Source organism: Streptomyces sp. R41 (assembly GCF_041053055.1).
Lineage (GTDB): Bacteria > Actinomycetota > Actinomycetes > Streptomycetales > Streptomycetaceae > Streptomyces.
Genome location: NZ_CP163443.1, coordinates 6266195 through 6292294 on the forward strand (window position 1 = coordinate 6266195; position 26100 = coordinate 6292294).

At 67.7% G+C, this 26100-nt stretch carries 22 protein-coding genes and 3 tRNA genes; 21 read left to right on the plus strand and 4 right to left on the minus strand.

What is annotated here, in order from left to right:
- Positions 1-361 precede the first annotated feature (361 nt).
- The 8 genes from AB5J53_RS28785 (at position 362) to AB5J53_RS28820 (ending at position 5606) form a co-directional block, all read left to right on the plus strand.
- A tRNA-Thr gene (locus AB5J53_RS28785) sits at positions 362-434 on the plus strand.
- 46 nt (positions 435-480) lie between these two features.
- Positions 481-553: transfer RNA gene (locus AB5J53_RS28790), tRNA-Met, on the plus strand.
- Positions 554-640: 87 nt separating this feature from the next.
- Positions 641-805 carry a 50S ribosomal protein L33 gene (gene rpmG, locus AB5J53_RS28795; protein ID WP_004571794.1) on the plus strand — a complete coding sequence of 55 codons (165 nt, stop codon included), beginning with the start codon at positions 641-643 and terminating at the stop codon, positions 803-805.
- Between the two features lie 159 nt (positions 806-964).
- Positions 965-1417, plus strand: a complete 453-nt coding sequence (locus tag AB5J53_RS28800) for a MaoC family dehydratase N-terminal domain-containing protein (RefSeq protein ID WP_369248548.1) — start codon at positions 965-967, stop codon at positions 1415-1417.
- Position 1418: 1 nt separating this feature from the next.
- The gene (locus AB5J53_RS28805) at positions 1419-1847 is read left to right on the plus strand and encodes a MaoC family dehydratase (RefSeq protein ID WP_369248549.1); all 429 of its coding nucleotides are present in this window, start codon (positions 1419-1421) and stop codon (positions 1845-1847) included.
- Positions 1848-2190: 343 nt separating this feature from the next.
- Positions 2191-2760: a TetR/AcrR family transcriptional regulator gene (locus AB5J53_RS28810; RefSeq protein WP_369248550.1), complete on the plus strand. Its 570-nt coding sequence runs from the start codon at positions 2191-2193 to the stop codon at positions 2758-2760.
- Positions 2761-2857: 97 nt separating this feature from the next.
- Complete coding sequence (locus AB5J53_RS28815) at positions 2858-4297, plus strand: DHA2 family efflux MFS transporter permease subunit (RefSeq protein WP_369248551.1); 1440 nt, start codon at positions 2858-2860, stop codon at positions 4295-4297.
- 253 nt (positions 4298-4550) lie between these two features.
- Positions 4551-5606 carry a UDP-N-acetylmuramate dehydrogenase gene (locus AB5J53_RS28820; RefSeq protein ID WP_369248552.1) on the plus strand — a complete coding sequence of 352 codons (1056 nt, stop codon included), beginning with the start codon at positions 4551-4553 and terminating at the stop codon, positions 5604-5606.
- Between the two features lie 64 nt (positions 5607-5670).
- Here the strand turns inward: AB5J53_RS28820 and AB5J53_RS28825 are convergent, their stop codons facing one another.
- Positions 5671-6303: an NAD(P)-dependent oxidoreductase gene (locus tag AB5J53_RS28825; RefSeq protein WP_369248553.1), complete on the minus strand. Its 633-nt coding sequence runs from the start codon at positions 6301-6303 to the stop codon at positions 5671-5673.
- A 115-nt stretch (positions 6304-6418) separates the two neighbouring features.
- On the opposite strand from AB5J53_RS28825, the gene AB5J53_RS28830 reads away from it, so the two are divergent.
- Both AB5J53_RS28830 and AB5J53_RS28835 read left to right on the plus strand, forming a co-directional pair.
- The gene (locus AB5J53_RS28830; RefSeq protein ID WP_369248554.1) at positions 6419-7030 is read left to right on the plus strand and encodes a TetR/AcrR family transcriptional regulator; all 612 of its coding nucleotides are present in this window, start codon (positions 6419-6421) and stop codon (positions 7028-7030) included.
- A gap of 30 nt (positions 7031-7060) precedes the next feature.
- Positions 7061-7735: a hypothetical protein gene (locus AB5J53_RS28835; RefSeq protein ID WP_369248555.1), complete on the plus strand. Its 675-nt coding sequence runs from the start codon at positions 7061-7063 to the stop codon at positions 7733-7735.
- Here the strand turns inward: AB5J53_RS28835 and AB5J53_RS28840 are convergent.
- Entirely contained in the window at positions 7716-8744 is a 1029-nt protein-coding gene (locus tag AB5J53_RS28840) for an adenosine deaminase (RefSeq protein ID WP_369248556.1), read from the minus strand. The genes AB5J53_RS28835 and AB5J53_RS28840 overlap by 20 nt on opposite strands.
- Positions 8745-8873: 129 nt before the next feature.
- Positions 8874-10100: a pyridoxal phosphate-dependent aminotransferase gene (locus tag AB5J53_RS28845; protein WP_369248557.1), complete on the minus strand. Its 1227-nt coding sequence runs from the start codon at positions 10098-10100 to the stop codon at positions 8874-8876.
- A 248-nt stretch (positions 10101-10348) separates the two neighbouring features.
- Between AB5J53_RS28845 and AB5J53_RS28850 the strand changes: the two genes are divergently transcribed.
- The 11 genes from AB5J53_RS28850 (at position 10349) to AB5J53_RS28900 (ending at position 24687) form a co-directional block, all read left to right on the plus strand.
- Positions 10349-10421, plus strand: a tRNA-Trp gene (locus tag AB5J53_RS28850).
- A 108-nt stretch (positions 10422-10529) separates the two neighbouring features.
- Entirely contained in the window at positions 10530-10811 is a 282-nt protein-coding gene (gene secE / locus AB5J53_RS28855; RefSeq protein WP_189190363.1) for a preprotein translocase subunit SecE, read from the plus strand.
- Positions 10812-10888: 77 nt separating this feature from the next.
- Positions 10889-11749 carry a transcription termination/antitermination protein NusG gene (nusG, locus tag AB5J53_RS28860; RefSeq protein WP_369248558.1) on the plus strand — a complete coding sequence of 287 codons (861 nt, stop codon included), beginning with the start codon at positions 10889-10891 and terminating at the stop codon, positions 11747-11749.
- A gap of 190 nt (positions 11750-11939) precedes the next feature.
- Positions 11940-12374 carry a 50S ribosomal protein L11 gene (rplK, locus tag AB5J53_RS28865; protein ID WP_016645192.1) on the plus strand — a complete coding sequence of 145 codons (435 nt, stop codon included), beginning with the start codon at positions 11940-11942 and terminating at the stop codon, positions 12372-12374.
- A gap of 76 nt (positions 12375-12450) precedes the next feature.
- The gene (rplA, locus tag AB5J53_RS28870; protein WP_369248559.1) at positions 12451-13176 is read left to right on the plus strand and encodes a 50S ribosomal protein L1; all 726 of its coding nucleotides are present in this window, start codon (positions 12451-12453) and stop codon (positions 13174-13176) included.
- Between the two features lie 167 nt (positions 13177-13343).
- Positions 13344-14258, plus strand: a complete 915-nt coding sequence (locus tag AB5J53_RS28875; RefSeq protein ID WP_369248560.1) for a hypothetical protein — start codon at positions 13344-13346, stop codon at positions 14256-14258.
- Between the two features lie 92 nt (positions 14259-14350).
- The gene (locus AB5J53_RS28880) at positions 14351-15211 is read left to right on the plus strand and encodes a DUF1396 domain-containing protein (RefSeq protein WP_369248561.1); all 861 of its coding nucleotides are present in this window, start codon (positions 14351-14353) and stop codon (positions 15209-15211) included.
- A 300-nt stretch (positions 15212-15511) separates the two neighbouring features.
- Positions 15512-16042 carry a 50S ribosomal protein L10 gene (gene rplJ, locus AB5J53_RS28885; RefSeq protein ID WP_362018884.1) on the plus strand — a complete coding sequence of 177 codons (531 nt, stop codon included), beginning with the start codon at positions 15512-15514 and terminating at the stop codon, positions 16040-16042.
- A gap of 113 nt (positions 16043-16155) precedes the next feature.
- Positions 16156-16539, plus strand: coding sequence for a 50S ribosomal protein L7/L12 (gene rplL / locus AB5J53_RS28890; protein ID WP_362065392.1), 384 nt, complete (start codon positions 16156-16158; stop codon positions 16537-16539).
- 659 nt (positions 16540-17198) lie between these two features.
- Entirely contained in the window at positions 17199-20687 is a 3489-nt protein-coding gene (gene rpoB / locus AB5J53_RS28895) for a DNA-directed RNA polymerase subunit beta (protein ID WP_369248562.1), read from the plus strand.
- A gap of 100 nt (positions 20688-20787) precedes the next feature.
- Positions 20788-24687 (plus strand): DNA-directed RNA polymerase subunit beta', encoded by a 3900-nt coding sequence (locus AB5J53_RS28900; protein WP_369248563.1) that lies wholly within the window; start codon positions 20788-20790, stop codon positions 24685-24687.
- Between the two features lie 67 nt (positions 24688-24754).
- On the opposite strand, the gene AB5J53_RS28905 is transcribed toward AB5J53_RS28900, so the two are convergent.
- Entirely contained in the window at positions 24755-26086 is a 1332-nt protein-coding gene (locus AB5J53_RS28905; protein ID WP_369248564.1) for a M48 family metalloprotease, read from the minus strand.
- Positions 26087-26100 lie beyond the last annotated feature (14 nt).

Consider the following 26100-nt stretch of genomic DNA (forward strand, 5'->3'; position numbering starts at 1 on the left):
CGGAGAGTGGGGGCACAAGATCACGCAGCGTGAGTCGAGCCTAGGGTGGCGATCCGTCCTCGTCGGGGAGGAGCGCAATAGTCGTACCGGTGTGGTCCGTAGCCGTATCGGTGTGGTCCGGCGGCTCGCACGCGTGTGGTCCGGCGGCCCCCAACCGTGTGGTCCGCGGGGCGAGGAGAGGCCCCCGGCTGGACGGGATCCCGGCGGTGAATCCGTGGCGGTCCGTGGTGATCCGTGGTGTGCGAGGGACTCGTGAGCGGCTACGGGAACGGCCGGGGAAACGGCGGGGAACAGGCTGGGGCGGGTGCCGCGAAACGGATTTGGGCGATCGGCGGCCGACCGTGTAATGTCTTCATCGCTCGCCCCAATAGCTCAGTCGGCAGAGCGTCTCCATGGTAAGGAGAAGGTCTACGGTTCGATTCCGTATTGGGGCTCTGGTGTGAGAGGTTCCCGTCGCAAGGCGGGGCCCGATCGCATCTCAGCGGTGTAGCTCAGTCGGTAGAGCAAGCGGCTCATAATCGCTGTGTCACCGGTTCAAGTCCGGTCACCGCTACTGACAGTAGCCGATTGTGGGGTCGGTCCTTCGATCGGCTACTCTTCTATGCGTTAATGTCCCATCCGTTCGTCAAGGAGCACTCCTGTGGCTGCCACCGACGTCCGCCCGAAGATCACGCTGGCCTGCGTGGAGTGCAAGGAGCGGAACTACATCACCAAGAAGAACCGGCGTAACGACCCGGACCGACTGGAGATGAAGAAGCACTGCCCGCGTTGCAACGCGCACACTGCGCACCGCGAAACGCGATAAATCAGGCTCGTACACGAGGCCGTCCCCTTCGCGGGGGGCGGCCTCGCGTCGTTATAGAGCGAAGACAGTCCGTCCGACTAAGACGGTCAGTCCCAGCTGTGACAACCGGTCCAGTTGTGACAGCCAGTCCAGCGAAGACAACCAGGAGGTGCCGAGCCCATGGCGCTCGACCAGTCCTTCGTGGGGCGGTCCTACCCGCCCACCGACCCCTATGAGGTCGGCCGGGAGAAGATCCGCGAGTTCGCGGAGGCCGTGGGGGACAGCAACCCTGCGTACACGGACCCGGAGGCCGCCAAGGCGCTCGGGCACCCCGATGTGATCGCCCCGCCGACTTTTGTGTTCGCGATCACCTTCAAGGCCGCCGGCCAGGTCGTCCAGGACCCGCAACTGGGCCTCGACTACAGCCGCGTGGTGCACGGCGACCAGAAGTTCGCCTACACCCGCCCGGTGCGCGCGGGTGACCGGCTGACGGTCACCTCGACCATCGAGTCGATCAAGTCCCTGGCGGGCAACGACATCCTGGACATCCGTGGCGAGGTTCACGACGAGGCGGGCGAGCATGTCGTGACGGCCGTCACCAAGCTCGTGGCGCGCGCGGCGGAGGAGGGCTGACATGGCGGCGAAGATCTCTTACGCGGACGTCGAGGTCGGCACCGAGCTGCCGGCCCAGACGTTTTCCGTGACCCGTGCCACGCTCGTGCAGTACGCGGGCGCCTCCGGGGACTTCAACCCGATCCACTGGAACGAGAAGTTCGCGGTCGAGGTCGGTCTGCCCGACGTCATCGCGCACGGCATGTTCACCATGGCCGAGGCGATCCGCGTCGTCACCGACTGGGTCGGCGACCCGGGCGCGGTCGTCGAGTACGGCGTCCGCTTCACCAAGCCCGTCGTCGTCCCGAACGACGAGAAGGGCGCGACCATCGAGGTCAGCGCCAAAGTCGGCGCCAAGCTCGACGACAACACCATCCGCGTCGACCTCACGGCGACCAGCACCGGCCAGAAGGTCCTGGGCATGTCGCGGGCGGTCGTACGGCTGGCCTGAGCGGGTAGTGCCGAGTGCGCAGCGCGTGAAGTAGTGCGCAGTGAGTGAAGCAGTGCGCAGTGCCTGAAGTAAGGGGCGTTCTCCATTGTGGGGCGCCCCTTACTGGCGTGATGCCCCCTACCTGCAACAACGTTCTTTGTTTTTGCGGCGTTCCGGCGCCCGTACTGCGTTCCGGCAAGTGTGCGGCGCTCAGGCAACTGTGCGGCGCTCCGACACGTGGGCGGCGTTCCGGCACCTGCGCGACGTTCCGACATCGGGGCGGCGTACCGGCACCCCCGCGGCGTTTCCGCCCGGCTCCGACACCCCCTTGACGTAGTTAGTGATTGAGCACTAACTTACTCGCATGGTCAGGATGAGTGCAGAAGAGAGGCGCGAGAGCGTCATCCGCGCGGCGATGAGCGAGTTCGCCCGGGGCGGCTACCACGGCACGTCCACCGAGGCGATCGCCAAGCGTGTGGGTGTCTCGCAGCCGTACCTCTTCCGGCTCTTCCCGGGCAAGAAGGCGATCTTCCTCGCGGCGACCGAGCGCTGCATGGAGCTCTTCCGGCGCACCTTCGAGGAGGCCTCGGAGGGACTGGAGGGCGAAGAGGCCCTGCACGCCATGGCCAGGGCGTACATCAAGGTCATCGAGGAGGAGCCGGAGCGGCTGCTCATGCAGATGCAGACGTACGCGGCGGTGGCGGCGGCCGAGGAGGCGGGCGACCGAGAGTTCGGCGAGGCGGTGCGGGCCGGCTGGATGCGGCTCTGGGACACCGTTCACGTGCCCCTTGGGGCGGATGTCGACGAAACCGCGACCTTCATGGCGTACGGCATGCTCGTCAACTGCCTGGTGGCCATGGGGTTCCCGCCCGAGCACCGGGTCTGGGAGGGGCTGTACGCGTCGGCGCGGGTCACGGGTCGGCTGGAGAAGTAGGAGCAGGGAAGGCGGAGATCGGCGCCTTTTCATGGGCGTGAAAGTTAGTCAGCAATAACTAACCATGATCACCATCACGATCACTCCAGGGGGAGCGATGTCACAGCAGGCAGCACGTCGCGGGGGAGCGGCCTGGGCCCTCGTCATCACCAGCGTCGCCGGATTCATGGCGGCTCTCGACAATCTCGTCGTCACCACCGCACTGCCCTCCATCCGAAAGGACCTCGGGGGAGCGCTGGGCGACCTGGAATGGACCGTGAGCGCCTACACGCTCACCTTCGCCGTGTTGCTGATGTTCGGCGCGGCCCTGGGCGACCGGTTCGGGCGCCGTCGGCTCTTCCTCGTCGGACTCACTGTCTTCACAGGCGCGTCCGCCGCCGCGGCCATGGCGCCCGGCATCAACTCCCTGATCGCGGCCCGCGCGGTCCAGGGCGTCGGCGCGGCGATCATGATGCCGCTGACGCTGACCCTGCTGACGGCCGCGGTCCCGGCAGCCAAGCGCGGGCTTGCGTACGGGATCTGGGGCGCCGTGAACGGACTCGCCGTCGCCTCCGGACCCCTCATCGGGGGAAGCCTCACCGAGCATGTGTCCTGGCAGTGGATCTTCTGGCTGAACGTCCCGCTGGGCCTGGCCGTGCTGCCGCTCGCCCGGCTGCGGCTCGCCGAGTCCTACGGCACCGGCGCACCGCTGGACATAACCGGCACCCTGCTCGCCAGCGGCGGTCTCTTCGGCATCGTCTACGGCCTCATCCGGGGCAACATCGACGGCTGGACCAGCGGACCCGTGCTCACCGGACTGATCGCCGGCGGTGCGCTCCTCGTCGGCTTCGTCCGCCACGGGATCCGCGCCAAGAACCCGATGCTGCCGATGCGTCTCTTCCGCAGCCGCGCCTTCTCCGCGATCAACGCTGCGAGCCTGCTGATGTTCGTCGGGATGTTCGGATCGATCTTCCTGCTCAGCCAGTTCCTGCAGGGGGTCGTCGGCTACTCGCCCACCGAGGCGGGGCTGCGGATGCTCCCCTGGACCGGTATGCCGATGATCGTCGCCCCCATCGCCGGCTACCTCTCGGACCGGATCGGCGGCCGCCCGGTCATCACGATCGGCCTCGCCCTGCAGGCCGTCGGGCTCGGCTGGTTCGCCCTGGTCGTCGCCCCCGACGTGTCGTACGCCGCCCAGCTCCCCGCCCTGATCATCAGCGGGATCGGCATGGCCCTGTACTTCGCTCCGGCCGCGAACCTCGTGATGTCCAGCGTCCGCCCGTCCGAGCAGGGCATCGCCTCCGGTGCCAACAACGCCCTCCGTGAGGTCGGCGGCGCCCTCGGCATCGCGATCCTGGCCTCGGTCTTCTCGGCCCAGGGCGGTTACGAGTCCGCGCAGCGTTTTGTGAACGGGCTCTCGCCCGCGCTGTGGGTGGGCGCGGCGGTGGTCGGCGCGGGAGCGGTGGCCGCGGCGCTGTTGCCCCGGCAGCGGCCGGTGACCGGGGCTCCGGTGGCGTCCTCGGCCGAGGCCCCGGTTCTGGCGAACGCCCTGAAGTAAGTCCTGCCTCGACGGCGTCCGCCGACGAACTGCCCCCTCGACCGGGCGCGGGTGGCGCGGCGCTTCGATTGAGCCACGCTCGAGAAGGCACGGTCCCGCCCCCCGTCGGGCGGGGCCGTTCTCGTGCCTCGCCCACACGGGTGGTCGGGCGCGATCCCGCGGCGCGTGCCCACCGGCGGGCCCGGCGCGCGATCCCGTACCCCGTGCCCACCGGTGGCCGGGCGACCCCGTGCCTTCTCGTACTCTTGAGCCCGTGCAGGAACTCCACGACGCTCCGCTCGCCCCGCTGACCACCTTCCGGCTCGGGGGCCCGGCGACCCGGCTGATCACCGCCACGACCGACGCCGAGGTGATCGCCGCCGTGCGCGAGGCCGACGACGCCGGTACGCCGCTGCTGCTCATCGGTGGCGGATCGAACCTGGTCATCGGCGACAAGGGCTTCGCCGGGACCGCCGTGCGCATCGCGACGAGCGGCTTCGCCCTCGACGGTACGAGGCTGGAACTGGCGGCGGGCGAGGTGTGGACCGACGCGGTCGCCCGCACCGTCGAGGCCGGGCTCGCCGGTATCGAGTGCCTCGCCGGGATCCCCGGCTCCGCCGGCGCGACCCCGATCCAGAACGTGGGCGCGTACGGTCAGGAAGTGTCGTCGACCATCACCGAGGTGATCGCGTACGACCGAAAGGCGCGCGAGACGGTCACGCTGACGAACGCCGAGTGCGCCTTCTCGTACCGCCACAGCCGCTTCAAGGCCGACCCCGAGCGTCATGTCGTGCTGCGCGTCCGCTTCGAGCTGGAGGACGCGGCGGGACTGTCGGCGCCGATCAAGTACGCCGAGACGGCTCGCGCGCTGGGCGTGGAGCCCGGCGACCGGGTGCCGCTGGAGGCGGCCCGCGAGACCGTCCTCAAGCTGCGTTCCGGCAAGGGCATGGTGCTCGACCCCGAGGACCACGACACCTGGTCCGCCGGGTCGTTCTTCACCAATCCGATCCTCACGGACGAGGAGTTCGCCGCGTTCCACGCGCGTGTGCAGGGCCGGCTCGGCACCGGCGCCGTGCCGCCCGCGTACCCGGCGGGCGACGGCCACATCAAGACCTCCGCGGCCTGGCTGATCGACAAGTCGGGCTTCACCAAGGGCTACGGCAGCGGGCCCGCCCGGATCTCCACCAAGCACACGCTGGCCCTCACCAACCGGGGCGAGGCCACTACCGAGGATCTCCTCGCGCTGGCCCGTGAGGTGGTCGCCGGCGTCCGCGACGCCTTCGGGATCACGCTGGTCAACGAACCGGTGACGGTGGGCGTCAGCCTCTGAGGGGGCTCTCCTGGCGTCAGCCTCTGAGGAGGCTCTACGGAGGGGCGCTTTTCGACATCGGCCCCTAGTAGGCGACGCCTACGCCCTGCTTCACCGTCCCGGGGTCGTCGATCATCGCCAGCATCGCGTGCGCCACATCGGCGCGCGCGATGAACCGGCCCTTGAGCGGGAAGCCCCCGACGACCGTCCGGTACGAGCCGGTCACCGGCTTGTTCTGCAGCCTGGGCGGACGTACGACCGTCCAGTCCGTCGTGCTGCGGGCCAGCTCGTCCTCCATCTCCTCGAGGTCGGCGTAGACGTCCTTCAGGAGCCCCGAGATCAGTCCCCGCATGGCTCGGTCGACGAGGGCGGCGCCCTCCGGGTCGGGACCGACCGGACCCGCGCTCACCACCAGCAGCCGCCGCACCCCCTCCGCCTCCATGGCGCCCAGCACCGTGCGGGTCAGCCGGGCCGCGACCCCGGCGTCCTTACGGCTGCGGGCGCCGAGCCCGGAGAGGACCGCGTCCCGGCCCGCGACCGCCGCGCGCAGCGCCTCGGGGTCCGTGAGGTCCGCGCGGAACACCTCCAGGCCCCCGCCCGTGACGGTCAGACGCGCCGGATCCCGTACGACGGCCGTGACCTGGTGGCCCGACTCCAGTGCCTGCCGGACGATCTCCTGGCCGATGCCTCCGGTGGCACCGAAAACGGTGAGTTTCATGGTGTGCTCCCATCGAGTGGGTGAGTATTTACTCACCCTCGCCTGCTCCTAGAGTGAGTAAGTACTCACCCACTCGTCAAGCTTCATTGGACCGGCCATGGAATCCTTGCCTCTCATGCAGCAGAAACCGGCCCGGATCCGCCTCCTCGACGCGGCGCACGAACTCATGCTCACCGTCGGCCTCGCCCGCACCACCACGAAGGAGATCGCCAAGGCGGCGGGCTGCTCGGAGGCGGCGCTCTACAAGTACTTCGCGAGCAAGGAAGAGCTGTTCATCCGCGTCCTGGAGGAGCGGCTTCCCACGCTGGGTCCCCTCCTGGACAGACTCATGTCCGAGCCGGAGAAGCACACCGTCGAGGCGAACCTCACCGAGATCGTCCGCCAAGCGGCCATCTTCTATGAGCAGAGCTTCCCCATCGCCGCCTCCTTGTACGCGGAGACGCAGCTCAAGCGCCGCCACGACGAGGCCATGCGGCAGATGGGGGCGGGCGCCCACATGCCGATCCGGGGTGTCGCCGCGTATCTGCGCGTGGAACAGCGGGCGGGGCGCGTCCACCCCTGTGCCGACACGTTCGCGGCCGCCTCACTGCTGATGGGTGCCTGCGCGCAGCGCGCCTTCGCGTACGACGCGACGGCGGAGGGCAAGCCGCCTGCCCTGGACACCTTCGCCCCCGCCCTCGCCCGCACGCTCCTGCGCGGTATTTCGCTTGCCGGTGGCCCGGCCTGACGATCACCCTGGGGCCATGAGGCATCCCGAATGCGTCTGAAACTCCGCCAGTTCAGGCCCCGAACCGGCCCGCGCGAGCACCGTGTCGTGCAGCCCTGGACACCGCTGCGCCACACCTCGCTGCGCGACCCGGACCCGTACGGCGTGCTGATGGGCGACCATGACGGCCTGAACCGGCTCGCGGGCCTGTTCTCCTTCGCCGCGTATTCGAGGCACACGATCGTGCATGTGCCGCTGCGGGAGGGTCTCCCGCCCGACGAGGGCTGTGGCGACCTCGTGGACCTCGTCCTGGTCCACCAGTCCCTCGGTCTGCGCCCCAGCGCATGGCCGGAACTGCGCCGCAAACTGGTGCACGGCGCCCCGCTCACCGTCCGCACCCACGAGGCCCGCACCGCCCGCGACGCCGCGTCCTGGCAGCGCCGGCGCCACCACACGGACATGCGCGACCTGCTGCGCCACACCTCGCACGCGCGGACGTTCTTCCTCATCGGCAGCCGCGACGTCTTCGCCGACGCGGCCACGGCCTTCGCCTACGCGGCGGGCTGGGGCCCGCGCGAGAAGCGCGTCGTCAAAGGGCACTCAGCCCTGGTGACCGGGATCGCCGGCCTGATGCCGGACGGCGACGACATCTGGCGCAGTCCCGAGGTCCTCATCTGTTTCAAGCCGTATCCGCCGTACGCCCACTTCAAGCGGCCGGGCCGCTGAGCCAGTCGTCGACCCCGGCCAGCAGCTTCGCGCGGACATCCTCCGGGGCGGCCGAGCCGCGGATGGACTGCCGGGCCAGCTCGGCCAGTTCGGCGTCCGTGAAGCCGTGGTGGCGGCGGGCGATCTCGTACTGGGCGGCCAGGCGGGAGCCGAAGAGCAGCGGGTCGTCGGCGCCGAGGGCCATCGGGACACCGGCCTCGAAGAGCGTGCGCAGGGGGACGTCCTCCGGCTTCTCGTAGACCCCCAGGGCGACGTTCGAGGCCGGACAGACCTCACAGGTCACCCCGCGGTCCGCGAGGCGCTTCAGCAGCCGCGGGTCCTCGGCGGCCCGCACCCCGTGGCCGATCCGCGAGGCGCCCAGGTCGTCCAGGCAGTCGCGGACGGAGGCAGGCCCGGTCAGTTCGCCGCCGTGCGGCGCGGACAGCAGCCCGCCCTCCCGCGCGATCGCGAAGGCCCGGTCGAAGTCCCGCGCCATGCCCCGCCGTTCGTCGTTGGAGAGCCCGAAACCGACGATGCCCCGGTCCGCGTACCGCACGGCCAGGCGGGCCAGCGTACGGGCGTCCAGCGGGTGCTTCATGCGGTTCGCGGCCACCAGGACGCGCATCCCGAGGCCGGTCTCCCGCGCGGTCGTGTCCACCGCGTCCAGGATGACCTCCAGAGCCGGGATCAGACCGCCCAGACGGGGTGCGTACGACGTCGGGTCGACCTGGATCTCCAGCCATCCCGAGCCGTCCTTGAGATCCTCCTCGGCGGCCTCGCGCACCAGGCGCCGAATGTCCTCGGGATCTCTGAGACACGACCGCGCCGCGTCGTACAGCCGCTGGAAACGGAACCAGCCCCGCTCGTCCGTCGCCCGCAGCTTGGGCGGCTCCGCGCTGGTCAGCGCATCGGGCAGATGGATCCCGTGCTTGTCGGCCAGTTCCAGCAGGGTGGTGTGCCGCATCGAACCGGTGAAGTGCAGGTGCAGATGGGCTTTCGGCAGTTCAGAGAGATCACGTACGCGCTCCATTCCAGGATCCTGCCGTACGTTCCCGCCGTCCCGGTAGCGCTTTCCCCGTTAGTGGTCTTGCTCGCACGAAGAAGCGGGCCGCCTCCCCGAAGGGAAACGGCCCGCACACGCGCGCGGAGCACGAAAACGTCAGTCGCGGGCTTCCGCCAGCAGCTTCTGGATCCGGCTGACGCCCTCGACGAGGTCCTCGTCACCGAGGGCGTACGACAGACGCAGGTAGCCCGGCGTGCCGAAGGCCTCGCCCGGGACGACCGCGACCTCGGCCTCCTCCAGGATGAGCGCGGCCAGCTCGACCGTGTCCTGGGGACGCTTGCCGCGGATCTCCTTGCCGATGAGGGCCTTCACCGAGGGGTAGGCGTAGAAGGCGCCCTCGGGCTCCGGGCAGAGCACGCCGTCGATCTCGTTCAGCATGCGCACGATGGTCTTGCGGCGGCGGTCGAAGGCCTCGCGCATCCTGGCGACGGCCGTCAGGTCGCCCGAGACGGCGGCGAGCGCGGCGACCTGGGCCACGTTCGAGACGTTCGAGGTGGCGTGCGACTGGAGGTTGGTCGCGGCCTTGACGACGTCCTTGGGGCCGATGACCCAGCCCACGCGCCAGCCGGTCATGGCGTACGTCTTGGCGACGCCGTTGACGACGATGCACTTGTCGCGCAGCTCGGGCACCACCACGGGCAGGGAGTGGAACTCCGCGTCCCCGTAGACCAGGTGCTCGTAGATCTCGTCGGTCAGGACCCACAGGCCCTTCTCGGCGGCCCAGCGGCCGATCTCCTCGATCTGCTCGCGGGTGTAGACCGCGCCCGTGGGGTTGGACGGGGAGACGAACAGCAGCACCTTGGTGTTCTCGGTGCGGGCCGCCTCCAGCTGCTCGACCGAGACGCGGTAGCCGGTGGTCTCGTCCGCGACGACGTCCACGGGGACACCGCCGGCGAGACGGATCGACTCCGGGTACGTCGTCCAGTACGGCGCCGGGACGATGACCTCGTCGCCCGGGTCGAGGATCGCGGCGAAGGCCTCGTAGATGGCCTGCTTGCCGCCGTTGGTGACCAGGACCTGGGCGGCCTCCACCTCATAGCCGGAGTCGCGCAGGGTCTTGGCGGCGATCGCCGCCTTCAGCTCGGGCAGGCCGCCGGCCGGGGTGTAGCGGTGGTACTTCGGGTTCTTGCACGCCTCGATGGCGGCCTCGACGATGTAGTCCGGGGTCGGGAAGTCGGGCTCGCCCGCGCCGAAGCCGATCACCGGACGCCCGGCGGCCTTGAGGGCCTTGGCCTTGGCGTCCACGGCGAGGGTGGCGGACTCGGAGATCGCGCCGACTCGGGCGGAGACCCGGCGCTCGGTGGGAGGGATTGCAGCGCTCATGGGACCCATCGTTTCAGACCGGAAACGTCCCCGGCACGCGGGTTTCACAGACTGAACATCGGCAGAACATCCGTCCGGATCCACGCGGCTCACCAGTCGATCTTCGGCGGACAAGGCCCGTACGGACACTTTCTGTTCGACGACCGGCTCAGGACCACGTACACTCTCACCTCGTTGGCCTTCACCGGCCGCACTCACCCGGTGCACACCGAGCACTCGGGCGGATGCGGTACGTTGGGGGAAATCAAAGGGTCGTAGCTCAATTGGTAGAGCACTGGTCTCCAAAACCAGCGGTTGGGGGTTCAAGTCCCTCCGGCCCTGCTACACACGCCTTTCGCCAGGATGTGTGCGCATGTACGTACTGCAATGCACCGCCGTGCGGCTCAACCGGGCGCGGCACGGCCACGACCCGGAATCAGGTGAGGACGAGTGACGGACGCCGTGGGCTCCATCGACATGCCTGATGCCGAGGCGCCCGAGTCCAAGAAGAAGGCCCGCAAGGGCGGTAAGCGTGCCAAGAAGGGCCCGCTGAAGCGCCTTGCCACCTTCTACCGCCAGATCGTCGCGGAGCTCCGCAAGGTCGTCTGGCCGACTCGCAATCAGCTGACGACATACACCACAGTGGTGATTGTGTTCGTCGTCATCATGATCGCCCTGGTGACCGTGATTGACTATGGGCTCAACCACGCCGCCAAGTACGTCTTCGGCTGAGCCGAGAGCGAAGGGCGCCGTCACCGGCGCCCCATTTCGCGTGTTCCACCCCATGTATCCAGGAAGAAGCAGCCACCGTGTCTGACCCGAACCTGAACGACGCCAGCGAGTCGGTCGAGTCCGTTGACGACGAGCTCGACATCGTCGAGGGCGCGGACGTCGAGGACGAGGTCGAGGCTGCCGACGCTGCCGCCGGCGAGCCCGCCGAAGAAGCGGCCCTGCACGTCGAGGACGAGTCCGGTGAGGACGTCGAGGACGTCCCCGAAGAGGCCCTCGCCGAGGACGCCGACGAGGCGGAGGCCGAAGAAGAGGCCGAGCCGGTCGACCCCGTCACCGCCCTGCGCGAGGAGCTTCGCACCCTCCCCGGCGAGTGGTACGTCATCCACACGTACGCCGGTTACGAGAACCGCGTGAAGACCAACCTCGAGCAGCGCGCCGTTTCGCTGAACGTCGAGGACTTCATCTTCCAGGCCGAGGTGCCGCAGGAAGAGGTCGCGCAGATCAAGAACGGCGAGCGCAAGACGATCAAGCAGAACAAGCTCCCGGGCTACGTCCTGGTCCGCATGGACCTGACGAACGAGTCCTGGGGCGTCGTCCGCAACACCCCCGGCGTCACCGGCTTCGTGGGCAACGCCTACGACCCGTACCCGCTGACCCTGGACGAGATCGTCAAGATGCTCGCCCCGGAGGCCGAGGAGAAGGCCGCCCGCGAGGCCGCCGAGGCCGAGGGCAAGCCCGCTCCGCAGCGCAAGGTCGAGGTCCAGGTGCTGGACTTCGAGGTCGGCGACTCGGTCACCGTCACCGACGGCCCGTTCGCGACGCTGCAGGCGACCATCAACGAGATCAACGCCGACTCGAAGAAGGTCAAGGGCCTCGTCGAGATCTTCGGCCGCGAGACCCCGGTCGAGCTCTCCTTCGACCAGATCCAGAAGAACTAGCTCCTTCTGGTACATCTTCCGAACAGGTCAGACGGGCTCTCGTAGCCGGTCTGACCTGCTCGGTTTTTGGCCGCGCACGGATACCCGTTATCGTTGTGCGGTATGCCTTCATCCGGATCATTGGCTCGGTTGAAGGCAGCCGTCCGGGGCGACTCGGACGTAGGAAGGCGAAAACGAAAGAGGACCCGGAATGCCTCCCAAGAAGAAGAAGGTCACGGGGCTTATCAAGCTCCAGATCCAGGCCGGCGCCGCCAACCCGGCTCCGCCGGTCGGTCCCGCGCTGGGCCAGCACGGCGTCAACATCATGGAGTTCTGCAAGGCCTACAACGCCGCGACCGAGTCGCAGCGCGGTTGGGTCATCCCGGTGGAGATCACGGTCTACGAGGACCGCTCCTTCACCTTCATCACCAAGACGCCGCCGGCCGCCAAGATGATCCTCAAGGCCGCGGGTGTCGAGAAGGGCTCCGGCGAGCCGCACAAGACCAAGGTCGCCAAGATCACCGAGGCGCAGGTCCGCGAGATCGCCACCACCAAGATGCCCGACCTCAACGCCAACGACCTGGACGCCGCGTCGAAGATCATCGCCGGCACCGCCCGTTCCATGGGCATCACGGTCGAGGGCTGACCTCCCCCTTCGTAGAAACCGTGGCAGGGCCTGCTCGGCCCGTACCACGACTCCTCAGAACACATCAGGAGCAGTAGTGAGCAAGCGCAGCAAGTCTCTCCGCGCTGCGGACGCCAAGGTCGACCGGGAGAAGCTCTACGCCCCGCTCGAGGCCGTCCGTCTCGCCAAGGAGACCTCCACGACCAAGTTCGACGGCACCGTCGAGGTCGCCTTCCGCCTGGGTGTCGACCCGCGCAAGGCCGACCAGATGGTCCGTGGCACCGTGAACCTCCCGCACGGCACCGGTAAGACCGCCCGGGTCCTGGTCTTCGCGACCGGTGACCGTGCCGAGGCCGCACTCGCCGCGGGCGCCGACATCGTCGGCTCCGACGAGCTCATCGACGAGGTGTCGAAGGGCCGTCTGGACTTCGACGCCGTCGTCGCCACCCCGGACCTCATGGGCAAGGTCGGCCGCCTCGGCCGTGTCCTCGGTCCCCGTGGTCTCATGCCGAACCCCAAGACCGGCACCGTGACCCCGGACGTCGCCAAGGCTGTCACCGAGATCAAGGGTGGCAAGATCGAGTTCCGCGTCGACAAGCACTCGAACCTGCACTTCATCATCGGCAAGGTGTCCTTCGACGACACGAAGCTGGTGGAGAACTACGGCGCCGCGCTGGACGAGATCCTTCGTCTGAAGCCGTCGGCCGCCAAGGGTCGCTACATCAAGAAGGCCGCGATCAGCACCACGATCGGCCCCGGCATTCCGCTCGACCCCAACCGCACCCGCAACCTCCTCGTCGAGGAGGACCCGGCCGCCGTCTGAGCCCTCCCGCTCACCGCGCAGGCCGCGTCGCGACGCGTTTTTGACACGGGCCCCGCAACCTTTCGAGGTGCGGGGCCCGTCCCTTTGTGCGGACATCAAATCCGAATACGGGTGTCAGTGGGCTGCGCTAGCGTGCAGATCACAGAATTCGCATAGGGGTGGGACGAATGAAGAGCACGACCGTGCGCCGCGTGACCCTCTCGATCGCGCTGACGACCGCTCTGGCGGGGGTGGCCGCCTGCAGTTCCTCCGGCGGCTCGGGAAGCTCCGGCAAGGACGACAAGGCGGGGCACAAGGGCACGACGCACGTCAGCCCCATAGCCGCGCTGCGCTCCGCCGAGAAGTCCACCGACAACGCCGACTCCGCCAAGGTCGAGTCCACGACGACCATGGGCACGATGATGTCCATGAAGGCGGACGGCGTCATGGGCTGGGCCGACGGCCTCACCGGCACCATGACGATCACGTACACCGGCGGCACGATGGCCGACACGATGCGTCAGACGGGCAGCACGTCGATGCAGGCCCGCTATCTGCCCGACGCCTACTACGCGAAGATGAGCGACACGTTCGCCCAGCAGGCCGGCGGCAAGCACTGGATCAAGTACGCCTACGACGACCTGGCGAAGTTCGGCGGCAGCTCGGGCGCGTACCTGAAGGACCAGATGCAGAACACGACGCCGAACCAGTCGGTGAAGCTCCTGCTGGCCTCCGGCGACGTGACGAAGGTCGGCGAGGAGACGGTGCGCGGCGAGAGGACCACGCACTACTCGGGCACGCTGGACGTCGCCGATATGGCGACCAGGACCTCCAACCTCAGCGCGAGCCAGCTGGCCGACCTGAAGAAGCAGCTCACAGCGGCCGGCGTCAGCACCGAGAAGGTCGACATCTGGGTCAACGGCGACGACCTGCTGGTCAAAAAGGTCGAGAAGGGCGAGCTGTCGACCGGCACGATGTCCTCGACCGCGTACTACAGCGACTACGGGGTGAAGGTCTCCACCACGGAGCCCCCGGCGGGCGACACCGCCGACTTCAAGGACCTGCTGAAGTCGCAGGGCAGCACGGGCGGCACCACCTCCTGAGGTCCATGAGAATTCGGGAGACCGCCTGAAAACCCCCTGGGACACGCTCGCGGCCTCGCTGTGAGTCGATCATCTGTTCCCTGGGGGGAATCATGGAGTTTTCTGTACGTGGAGCCGTTCGGCACAGAGCGGCGGGCGCGACGCTCGCCGCCCTGGTCCTCGGCGGGGGTGCCGTCGCCTGTTCGAAGAGTGACGCGGGGGAATCGCCGAGGATGACGCCCGCCGCGGCCGTGGCCAGGGCGGCGAAGAAGACGGAGGACATCACGTCCCTCCGCTACCGGATGACCGGTGAGGTCCCGGAGGAGGGCCGCGTCAGCGGTGAGGCGGCGATGAGCATGAAGCCGCTGGCCATGAGCATGAAGATGACGGCCGAAGACCAGGCCACCGACGGCCAGGTGGAGATCCGGCTCGTCGACAAGGCGATGTACATCGGTGGGGGCGCGCAGGTCGCCAAGGAGATGGACGGAAAGAGCTGGATCAAGTTCGACATGTCCGCGATGGGGGCGGACAAGCAGCTCAACGCCGATCAGCTGGGTGGCGGACAGGCCGACAAGAACCCGGCTACCGAGTCCACTTTCCTCACCGGCTCCAAGGACGTGAAGAAGGTCGGAACCGAGACCGTCGACGGGGTGAAGACCACGCACTACAAGGGGACGGTCACCCTCGAGGACTTCCGCGACTCCCTCAAGGGCAAGGACAAGGCCACTCGTGAGAAGCGGGAGAAGAGCCTCGACCAGTACGAGAAGATGGGCATCGAGGCGCTCACGATGGACATGTGGATCGACGGCGACGACCACACCAAGCAGTTCCGCATGCGGGGCGATGCCGACAAGGGCAAGCTCGACATGACCATCACTTTCCTCGACTTCAACAAGCCGGTGACGGTCGAGGCCCCGCCCGCCAAGGACACGGCCGACCTGGCCCAGATGATGAAGGACGCCCAGAAGGGCTGATCTCGGGCCTGCCCCGGCGCCCAGGCGGATTTGCTTGACAGTGACCCATTCACGTACTGTTCTCCAGAAGCCAAAGACCGCTGGTCGTTGCCTTGCGCTCGCAAGAGGGCAGGGTGGCCGAAGGATCCGCTGAAACTGCGGACGACCCGCGTAGGTGACCGTGGATGTGCTCCCGGAGTTCGCTCGCCCAGCTTGCGGATGTACCGGTGGAGCTACGCCCCGTGCGCCTGCGCCGGGGCGTTTCGTTTTGCCCAGCCCCTTCCGAGCGGTCCTCATCACCCGGAAGGAGGCCGACGCTCTATGGCAAGGCCCGACAAGGCTGCCGCGGTAGCCGAGCTCGCGGACCAGTTCCGCAGCTCGAATGCCGCCGTGCTGACCGAGTACCGGGGTCTCACCGTGGCGCAGCTCAAGACGCTGCGTCGTTCGCTCGGTGAAGACGCCCAGTACGCCGTGGTGAAGAACACGCTGACCAAGATTGCGGCCAACGAGGCCGGGATCAACACGCTCGACGACCTGTTCAACGGTCCGACGGCGGTCGCCTTCATCACCGGTGACCCGGTGGTGTCGGCGAAGGGTCTTCGTGACTTCGCCAAGGACAACCCGAACCTCGTCATCAAGGGCGGTGTCCTTGACGGCAAGGCGCTGTCCGCCGACGAGATCAAGAAGCTTGCGGACCTCGAGTCCCGCGAGGTTCTGCTCAGCAAGCTGGCCGGTGCGTTCAAGGGCAAGCAGTCCCAGGCTGCCTCGCTCTTCCAGGCGCTCCCCTCGAAGCTCGTCCGCACCGTGGACGCTCTTCGTGCCAAGCAGGCCGAGCAGGGCGGTGCCGAGTAATTCGGCTCGCGCATTGACCGCCGCCGCCTAGGCAGTGGTCGCAGCGGGCCGAAAGTACGCCCGCCTCACATGTACATCCGGCACCAGCCGAATTAGTGGAAGGATCGCCCATCATGGCGAAGCTCAGCCAGGAAGACCTGCTCGCGCAGTTCGAGGACATGACCCTCATCGAGCTCTCCGAGTTCGTGAAGGCGTTCGAGGAGAAGTTCGACGTCACCGCCGCCGCCGCGGTCGCCGTTGCCGGTCCGGCCGGCCCCGCCGCCGCCGTTGAGGCCGAGGCCGAGCAGGACGAGTTCGACGTCATCCTCACGGGTGCCGGCGACAAGAAGATCCAGGTCATCAAGGTCGTGCGTGAGCTGACCTCCCTGGGTCTGAAGGAGGCCAAGGACCTCGTGGACGGCGCCCCGAAGCCCGTTCTCGAGAAGGTCGCCAAGGAGGCCGCCGAGAAGGCTGCCGAGTCCCTCAAGGGCGCCGGCGCCTCCGTCGAGGTCAAGTAACACCTCGCGGTCCGCACGGACTGCTCGCGAGCTTTCACAGCCGCTCCGGGAGCGCCGCAACGCGTTTCGGTAGAGCTGTAACGCTGACGCACTGAAGAGCGATCACCCATCTGGGTGGTCGCTCTTCGGCGTTCCAGGGGGTCCCCGTAGCGGCTGCCTTGCGCTGTCGGTCGCTGCGAGTATGGTGATCTTCGTTGTGCCTCCGGCCGAGCCCGTGGCGGGCTGCAAGACGGGATGCAAGACAGGTTGCACGTGACGATCGCGGCACTTGCTTTGGGCATGGGGGGCCTTGACGAACCGCACGCAGCGCGCAATTCTCAGGACGCGTCGTCACAACGATCCGGATCCGAGGCATGGATCGACGGCGAAGAGGGCAGTATCGATGTGCATTGAGGGCGTGGCTTGCCGCAGGTGTTGAGAACAACGAGGGTCTCAAAAACCGGGACTGGACATCAGTGGGCCGAGTGGCTACACTGACCCTTTGCGCTGCCTGTTAGCTGCCTCCTGCCCGTCACCAGGGGCATGCCCATGCTTGAGCACCGACGATTGAATCGTCCCTGACCTGGCCTTCTTCGGCTGATTTGGGAACGACCTGTCTCTGTGTCCAGCAGGGGACCGGTACGCGCGTAGTGAGTCCGAGCCCTCGGAAGGACCCCCTCTTGGCCGCCTCGCGCACTGCCTCGACCGCGAATACGAACAACGGCGCCAGCACCGCCCCGCTGCGCATCTCCTTTGCAAAGATCAAGGAGCCCCTCGAGGTTCCGAACCTTCTTGCGCTGCAAACCGAGAGCTTCGACTGGCTGCTCGGCAATGCCGCGTGGAAGGCTCGTGTCGAGGCGGCTCTGGACAACGGACAGGACGTCCCCACGAAGTCCGGTCTGGAGGAGATCTTCGAGGAGATCTCCCCGATCGAGGACTTCTCCGGGTCGATGTCGCTGACCTTCCGCGACCACCGCTTCGAGCCTCCGAAGAACTCCATCGACGAGTGCAAGGAGCGCGACTTCACGTACTCCGCGCCGCTCTTCGTCACCGCCGAGTTCACCAACAACGAGACCGGCGAGATCAAGTCCCAGACGGTCTTCATGGGCGACTTCCCGCTCATGACCAACAAGGGCACCTTCGTCATCAACGGCACCGAGCGTGTCGTGGTGTCGCAGCTCGTCCGCTCGCCGGGTGTCTACTTCGACTCCTCCATCGACAAGACGTCCGACAAGGACATCTTCTCCGCGAAGGTCATCCCGTCCCGGGGTGCCTGGCTGGAGATGGAGATCGACAAGCGCGACATGGTCGGTGTCCGCATCGACCGCAAGCGCAAGCAGTCCGTCACCGTTCTCCTGAAGGCTCTCGGTTGGACGACCGAGCAGATCCTCGAGGAGTTCGGCGAGTACGAGTCGATGCGCGCCACCCTGGAGAAGGACCACACCCAGGGCCAGGACGACGCGCTGCTCGACATCTACCGCAAGCTGCGTCCGGGCGAGCCCCCGACCCGTGAGGCCGCGCAGACGCTGCTCGAGAACCTCTATTTCAACCCGAAGCGTTACGACCTCGCGAAGGTCGGCCGCTACAAGGTCAACAAGAAGCTGGGCGGCGACGCCCCGCTCGACGCCGGCATCCTGACCGTCGAGGACATCATCTCGACGATCAAGTACCTGGTGAAGCTGCACGCCGGTGAGACCGAGACGGTCATGGGCGAGAACGGCGCCTCGATCGTCGTCGAGACCGACGACATCGACCACTTCGGCAACCGTCGTCTGCGCAACGTCGGCGAGCTCATCCAGAACCAGGTCCGCACGGGTCTGGCTCGTATGGAGCGCGTCGTCCGTGAGCGCATGACGACTCAGGACGTCGAGGCGATCACGCCGCAGACCCTGATCAACATCCGGCCGGTCGTCGCCTCCATCAAGGAGTTCTTCGGCACCAGCCAGCTGTCGCAGTTCATGGACCAGAACAACCCGCTGTCGGGTCTCACCCACAAGCGCCGTCTGTCGGCTCTTGGCCCGGGTGGTCTCTCCCGTGAGCGGGCCGGCTTCGAGGTCCGTGACGTGCACCCGTCGCACTACGGCCGCATGTGCCCGATCGAGACCCCTGAAGGCCCGAACATCGGTCTGATCGGCTCGCTCGCCTCCTACGGCCGGGTCAACGCGTTCGGTTTCGTCGAGACCCCGTACCGCAAGGTCACCGGTGGTGTCGTCACCGACGAGGTCGACTACCTGACGGCCGACGAAGAGGACCGATTCGTCATCGCGCAGGCCAACGCGCCGCTGACGGACGAGTTCCGCTTCGAGGAGTCCCGCGTCCTGGTTCGCCGCCGTGGCGGCGAGGTCGACTACGTCCCCGGTGACGACGTCGACTACATGGACGTCTCTCCGCGCCAGATGGTGTCGGTCGCGACCGCCATGATCCCGTTCCTCGAGCACGACGACGCCAACCGTGCCCTCATGGGCGCGAACATGATGCGTCAGGCCGTGCCGCTGATCAAGTCCGAGGCGCCGCTGGTCGGCACCGGCATGGAGTACCGCTGCGCGGTCGACGCCGGTGACGTCCTGAAGTCGGAGAAGGACGGTGTGGTCCAGGAGGTCTCCGCGGACTACATCACCACCGCCAACGACGACGGTACGTACACCACGTACCGCCTCGCGAAGTTCTCCCGCTCGAACCAGGGCACCTCTGTGAACCAGAAGGTCGTCGTGGACGAGGGCGCCCGGGTCGTCGCCGGCCAGGTTCTGGCCGACGGTCCGGCGACCGAGAACGGCGAGATGGCGCTCGGCAAGAACCTGCTCGTGGCGTTCATGCCGTGGGAGGGTCACAACTACGAGGACGCGATCATCCTGTCGCAGCGCCTCGTGCAGGACGACGTCCTCTCCTCGATCCACATCGAGGAGCACGAGGTCGACGCCCGTGACACCAAGCTCGGCCCCGAGGAGATCACCCGGGACATCCCGAACGTCTCCGAGGAGGTCCTCGCCGACCTCGACGAGCGCGGCATCATCCGTATCGGTGCCGAGGTCGTCGCCGGTGACATCCTCGTCGGCAAGGTCACGCCCAAGGGTGAGACCGAGCTGACCCCCGAGGAGCGTCTGCTCCGTGCGATCTTCGGTGAGAAGGCGCGCGAGGTGCGCGACACCTCGCTGAAGGTGCCGCACGGTGAGATCGGCAAGGTCATCGGCGTCCGCGTCTTCGACCGTGAAGAGGGCGACGAGCTGCCGCCGGGCGTGAACCAGCTGGTTCGTGTCTACGTGGCGCAGAAGCGCAAGATCACGGACGGTGACAAGCTCGCCGGCCGTCACGGCAACAAGGGTGTTATCTCCAAGATCCTGCCCATCGAGGACATGCCGTTCCTCGAGGACGGAACTCCGGTCGACATCATCCTCAACCCGCTGGGTGTGCCGTCCCGAATGAACCCGGGACAGGTCCTGGAGATCCACCTCGGCTGGCTCGCCAGCCGCGGCTGGGACGTCTCCGGCCTCGCGGACGACTGGGCGCAGCGCCTGCAGGCCATCGGGGCCGACCAGGTCACGCCGGGCACGAACGTCGCCACCCCCGTCTTCGACGGTGCGCGTGAGGACGAGCTCGCGGGTCTGCTGCAGCACACGATCCCGAACCGCGACGGCGAGCGCATGGTGCTCCCGACCGGTAAGGCGCCGCTGTTCGACGGCCGCTCCGGCGAGCCGTTCCCGGAGCCGATCTCGGTCGGCTACATGTACATCCTGAAGCTCCACCACCTGGTCGACGACAAGCTGCACGCCCGCTCGACCGGTCCGTACTCGATGATCACCCAGCAGCCGCTGGGTGGTAAGGCCCAGTTCGGTGGCCAGCGCTTCGGTGAGATGGAGGTGTGGGCGCTGGAGGCTTATGGCGCCGCGTACGCCCTCCAGGAGCTGCTGACCATCAAGTCCGACGACGTCACCGGCCGCGTGAAGGTCTACGAGGCCATCGTCAAGGGCGAGAACATCCCCGAGCCCGGCATCCCCGAGTCCTTCAAGGTGCTCATCAAGGAGATGCAGTCTCTCTGCCTCAACGTGGAGGTGCTGTCCAGCGACGGTATGTCCATCGAAATGCGTGACACCGACGAGGACGTCTTCCGCGCGGCGGAGGAGCTCGGCATCGACCTGTCCCGGCGCGAGCCGAGCAGCGTCGAAGAGGTCTGACGGGAGTTCGGCCGGGGGCTCAGCGATGAGCCTCCGGCCGGCCCCAGGACCCCCGTATCAGACCCCTAAGACTTACAACCCTGAGAGGGATTGACGCATAGTGCTCGACGTCAACTTCTTCGATGAGCTCCGGATCGGTCTGGCCACCGCTGACGACATCCGTCAGTGGAGCCACGGCGAGGTCAAGAAGCCCGAGACCATCAACTACCGCACCCTCAAGCCCGAAAAGGACGGACTCTTCTGCGAGAAGATCTTCGGTCCGACCCGGGACTGGGAGTGCTACTGCGGTAAGTACAAGCGTGTCCGCTTCAAGGGCATCATCTGTGAGCGCTGCGGCGTCGAGGTCACTCGCGCCAAGGTGCGTCGTGAGCGGATGGGCCACATCGAGCTGGCCGCTCCCGTCACCCACATCTGGTACTTCAAGGGCGTTCCGTCGCGCCTTGGCTACCTGCTCGACCTCGCTCCGAAGGACCTGGAGAAGGTCATCTACTTCGCGGCGTACATGATCACGTACGTCGACGAGGAGCGCCGCACCCGCGACCTGCCCTCGCTGGAGGCCCACGTCTCCGTCGAGCGTCAGCAGATCGAGAACCGTCGCGACTCCGACCTGGAAGCCCGCGCCAAGAAGCTCGAGACCGACCTGGCCGAGCTCGAGGCCGAGGGCGCCAAGGCCGACGTACGCCGCAAGGTGCGCGAAGGTGCCGAGCGTGAGATGAAGCAGCTGCGTGACCGTGCGCAGCGCGAGATCGACCGTCTCGACGAGGTGTGGACCCGCTTCAAGAACCTCAAGGTCCAGGACCTCGAGGGCGACGAGCTCCTCTACCGCGAGCTGCGTGACCGCTTCGGCACGTACTTCGACGGTTCGATGGGTGCCGCGGCGCTGCAGAAGCGCCTGGAGTCCTTCGACCTCGACGAGGAGGCCGAGCGCCTTCGCGAGATCATCCGCACCGGCAAGGGCCAGAAGAAGACCCGTGCGCTCAAGCGCCTCAAGGTCGTCTCCGCGTTCCTGCAGACCAGCAACAGCCCCAAGGGCATGGTGCTCGACTGCGTGCCGGTCATCCCGCCGGACCTGCGTCCGATGGTGCAGCTGGACGGTGGCCGCTTCGCGACCTCCGACCTGAACGACCTGTACCGCCGTGTGATCAACCGCAACAACCGTCTGAAGCGACTCCTTGACCTCGGTGCCCCCGAGATCATCGTGAACAACGAGAAGCGCATGCTTCAGGAGGCCGTCGACGCGCTCTTCGACAACGGCCGTCGTGGTCGCCCGGTCACGGGCCCCGGCAACCGTCCGCTGAAGTCCCTCAGCGACATGCTGAAGGGCAAGCAGGGTCGATTCCGTCAGAACCTGCTCGGTAAGCGTGTGGACTACTCCGCGCGTTCCGTGATCGTCGTCGGTCCGCAGCTGAAGCTGCACCAGTGTGGTCTGCCCAAGGCCATGGCGCTGGAGCTCTTCAAGCCGTTCGTGATGAAGCGCCTGGTCGACCTGAACCACGCGCAGAACATCAAGAGCGCCAAGCGGATGGTCGAGCGCGGCCGCACGGTCGTGTACGACGTCCTGGAAGAGGTCATCGCGGAGCACCCGGTTCTGCTGAACCGTGCGCCCACGCTGCACCGCCTCGGCATCCAGGCCTTCGAGCCGCAGCTGGTCGAGGGCAAGGCCATCCAGATCCACCCGCTCGTCTGCACCGCGTTCAACGCGGACTTCGACGGTGACCAGATGGCCGTCCACCTGCCGCTCTCCGCGGAGGCGCAGGCCGAGGCCCGCATCCTGATGCTGTCCTCGAACAACATCCTCAAGCCGGCCGACGGCCGCCCGGTCACGATGCCGACCCAGGACATGGTCCTCGGTCTGTTCTTCCTGACCACGGACGGCGAGATGCGGAACGTGAAGGGCGAGGACCGCTCCTTCGCTTCCGTGGCCGAGGCGATCATGGCGTTCGACGCCGGCGAGCTCTCGCTGCAGTCGCGCGTGGACATCCGCTTCCCGGTGGGCACCATCCCGCCGCGCGGCTGGACCCCGCCGGTGCAGGAGGAGGGCGAGCCGGAGTGGCAGCAGGGTGACACCTTCCGCCTGCGGACGACCCTGGGCCGCGCGCTCTTCAACGAGCTGCTGCCCGAGGACTACCCGTTCGTCGACTACGAGGTCGGCAAGAAGCAGCTCTCCGAGATCGTCAACGACCTCGCCGAGCGCTACCCCAAGGTCATCGTGGCGGCGACGCTCGACAACCTGAAGGCGGCGGGCTTCTACTGGGCGACCCGTTCCGGCGTCACCGTGGCCATCTCCGACGTCGTCGTTCCCGAGGCGAAGAAGGAGATCGTCAAGGGCTACGAGGCGCAGGACGAGAAGGTCCAGAAGCAGTACGAGCGCGGTCTGATCACCAAGGACGAGCGCACCCAGGAGCTCATCGCGATCTGGACCAAGGCGACCAATGAGGTTGCCGAGGCCATGAACGAGAACTTCCCGAAGACCAACCCGATCTTCATGATGGTGAACTCGGGTGCACGAGGCAACATGATGCAGATGCGTCAGATCGCCGGTATGCGTGGTCTGGTGTCGAACGCCAAGAACGAGACGATCCCGCGTCCGATCAAGGCCTCCTTCCGTGAGGGCCTGTCGGTGCTGGAGTACTTCATCTCGACTCACGGTGCTCGTAAGGGTCTGGCGGACACGGCCCTCCGTACCGCCGACTCGGGTTACCTCACCCGTCGTCTGGTCGACGTCTCCCAGGACGTCATCATCCGCGAGGAGGACTGCGGCACCGACCGTGGCCTCAAGCTGCACATCGCGGAGCGCGGCGCGGACGGTGTCCTGCGCAAGGCGGACAACGTCGAGACCAGCGTGTACGCACGTGCGCTGGCCGAGGACATCACCGTCGACGGCAAGGTGCTGGCCCCGGCCAACACCGACCTCGGCGACGTCCTCATCGACGAGCTGGTCAAGCACGGCATCGAGGAGGTCAAGACCCGTTCGGTCCTGACCTGCGAGTCCGCCGTCGGCACCTGCGCCATGTGCTACGGCCGTTCGCTGGCCACCGGCAAGCTGGTCGACATCGGTGAGGCGGTCGGCATCATCGCCGCCCAGTCCATCGGTGAGCCCGGTACCCAGCTGACGATGCGTACCTTCCACACCGGTGGTGTGGCCGGTGACGACATCACCCAGGGTCTGCCCCGTGTCGTCGAGCTCTTCGAGGCCCGTACGCCGAAGGGTGTCGCCCCGATCTCCGAGGCCTCCGGCCGCGTGCGGATCGAGGAGACCGAGAAGACCAAGAAGCTCGTCGTCACCCCGGACGACGGCAGCGACGAGACGGCGTTCCCGATCTCGAAGCGTGCCCGTCTGCTGGTGTCCGAGGGCGAGCACGTCGAGGTGGGCCAGAAGCTCACCGTGGGTGCCACCAACCCGCACGACGTGCTGCGCATCCTGGGTCAGCGTGCCGTCCAGGTCCACCTGGTTGGCGAGGTCCAGAAGGTCTACAACTCGCAGGGTGTGTCGATCCACGACAAGCACATCGAGATCATCATCCGGCAGATGCTGCGCCGTGTGACGATCATCGAGTCGGGCGACGCGGAGCTGCTGCCCGGCGAGCTGGTCGAGCGCTCGAAGTTCGAGACCGAGAACCGTCGTGTGGTCCAGGAAGGCGGCCACCCGGCCTCCGGCCGTCCGCAGCTGATGGGTATCACCAAGGCCTCGCTGGCGACCGAGTCGTGGCTGTCGGCGGCGTCCTTCCAGGAGACGACCAGGGTTCTGACGGACGCGGCGATCAACGCCAAGTCCGACTCCCTGATCGGCCTCAAGGAGAACGTCATCATCGGTAAGCTCATCCCGGCCGGTACGGGTCTGTCCCGCTACCGCAACATCCGGGTCGAGCCGACCGAGGAGGCCAAGGCCGCGATGTACTCGGCCGTCGGCTACGACGACATCGACTACTCGCCGTTCGGCACGGGCTCCGGCCAGGCCGTTCCGCTGGAGGACTACGACTACGGTCCGTACAACCAGTAAGCGAGTCGCTTTGCGGTAACTGAAGGGCGGTCACCCCGGGTTCGGGGTGACCGCCCTTCGGCGTCTCTCAGCGCGGCAGTTGGAGGTACGGCTCCAGGGCGCGGATGCGGGTGATGTTGTCGGGGTGGGTGGTCAGGAGCTTGGCCAGGCCGCCCGGCTCCTTGAGCTTCTTGCCCTGCGCGGCGGCGTACGCCTTCGCGGCGTTCTCCTCGGCCTGGAAGTGGTGGAGCACCTGGACCATCTCGGTCGCGAAACCGAGGGCGGCGGCCTGCTGGTCGGCGCGCAGCTCGCCCAGGCGGCCCGCGTAGGCGAGCAGGTAGGGCGCGATCACGAGAGGGATGGTGATGTACCAGGCGACGAGGAAGCCCATCACCAGGAACGCCCCCATGAAGAGGATGAGAAACCCCGTCGCGGCCGCGGAGAAGACACTGGCGACGGCGATCGCGATCCTGGCGAGTCCCCGGGTCAGGGCCCAGGCGATCCGGCCCGGCAGCGAGTACCAGTAACCGAGCAGGCCTGCCCAGGCGTGACCGCCGACGTGGTGACCGAGTTCATGGGCGAGTACGGCGGCGAGGTTGCTGCTCGGGATCTTGTTGAGCGAGTACGTGGTGACCCCGACGACGTGCCCGGCCACCGCGGACGCGTTCAGGTCGTCGCTGTTCTCCACCATCAGTTCGTACGTGTCCGCCTCGATGCCCGCGCGGGCGGTGACCTCGCGCCAGATCGGCTCCAGACGGGCGCGCTCCGTCGCCAGCGGTGCTCGCAGCTTGAAGGCGCGCCGGGCGAAGAGCAGCTCGGTGGGCCGGTGGAAGACGAGGGCCCCGGAGGCCAGCCAGGCCAGGACGACCAGCCAGCCCACGGCCGTGCCGAACATCGCCACGGCGACCGCCGCGACCACGGCGAGGCTCACCAGGAAGCTCGGGACCTGGGTCGCCAGCTGCCCTATGGCGGTGGCGTCGGCGCCGCGCTGGTGGGCCGCCACGTGCATGCGGCGGCCCTGGTGGCGGTAGTCGAGGTCGTCGGGGGCGACGGGCTGCTGCGGCACGAACGGGGCCGGCTGCGGGGGCTGGGCGGGGTACTGCTGCGCAGACGGGGCCGGGTGCCCCGGAGCGGTGCCCGGGTACGGGGCCGCGGCTCCGGGGTACTGCGGGGCCGCACCGGGATAGGCGGGTGGGGCCGCCGGGTACTGGGGCTGGGCGGGGGCGGGCTGCGGGTACGAAGGAGGCGTGGCGGTGGTCCCCGGGTACTGGGGCTCGGGGTACTGCGGCGGCGTGGGAGCGGCGGCGCCGGGGTACTGCGGCGGCGGCGTGGGAGCGGCGGCGCCCGGGTACTGGGGCGGGGGCGGGGCCGCGCCCGGGTACTGGGGTTCCGGATAGGCGGGGCCTGGTGGTTGGGACAAGTGGGGCTCCTTCG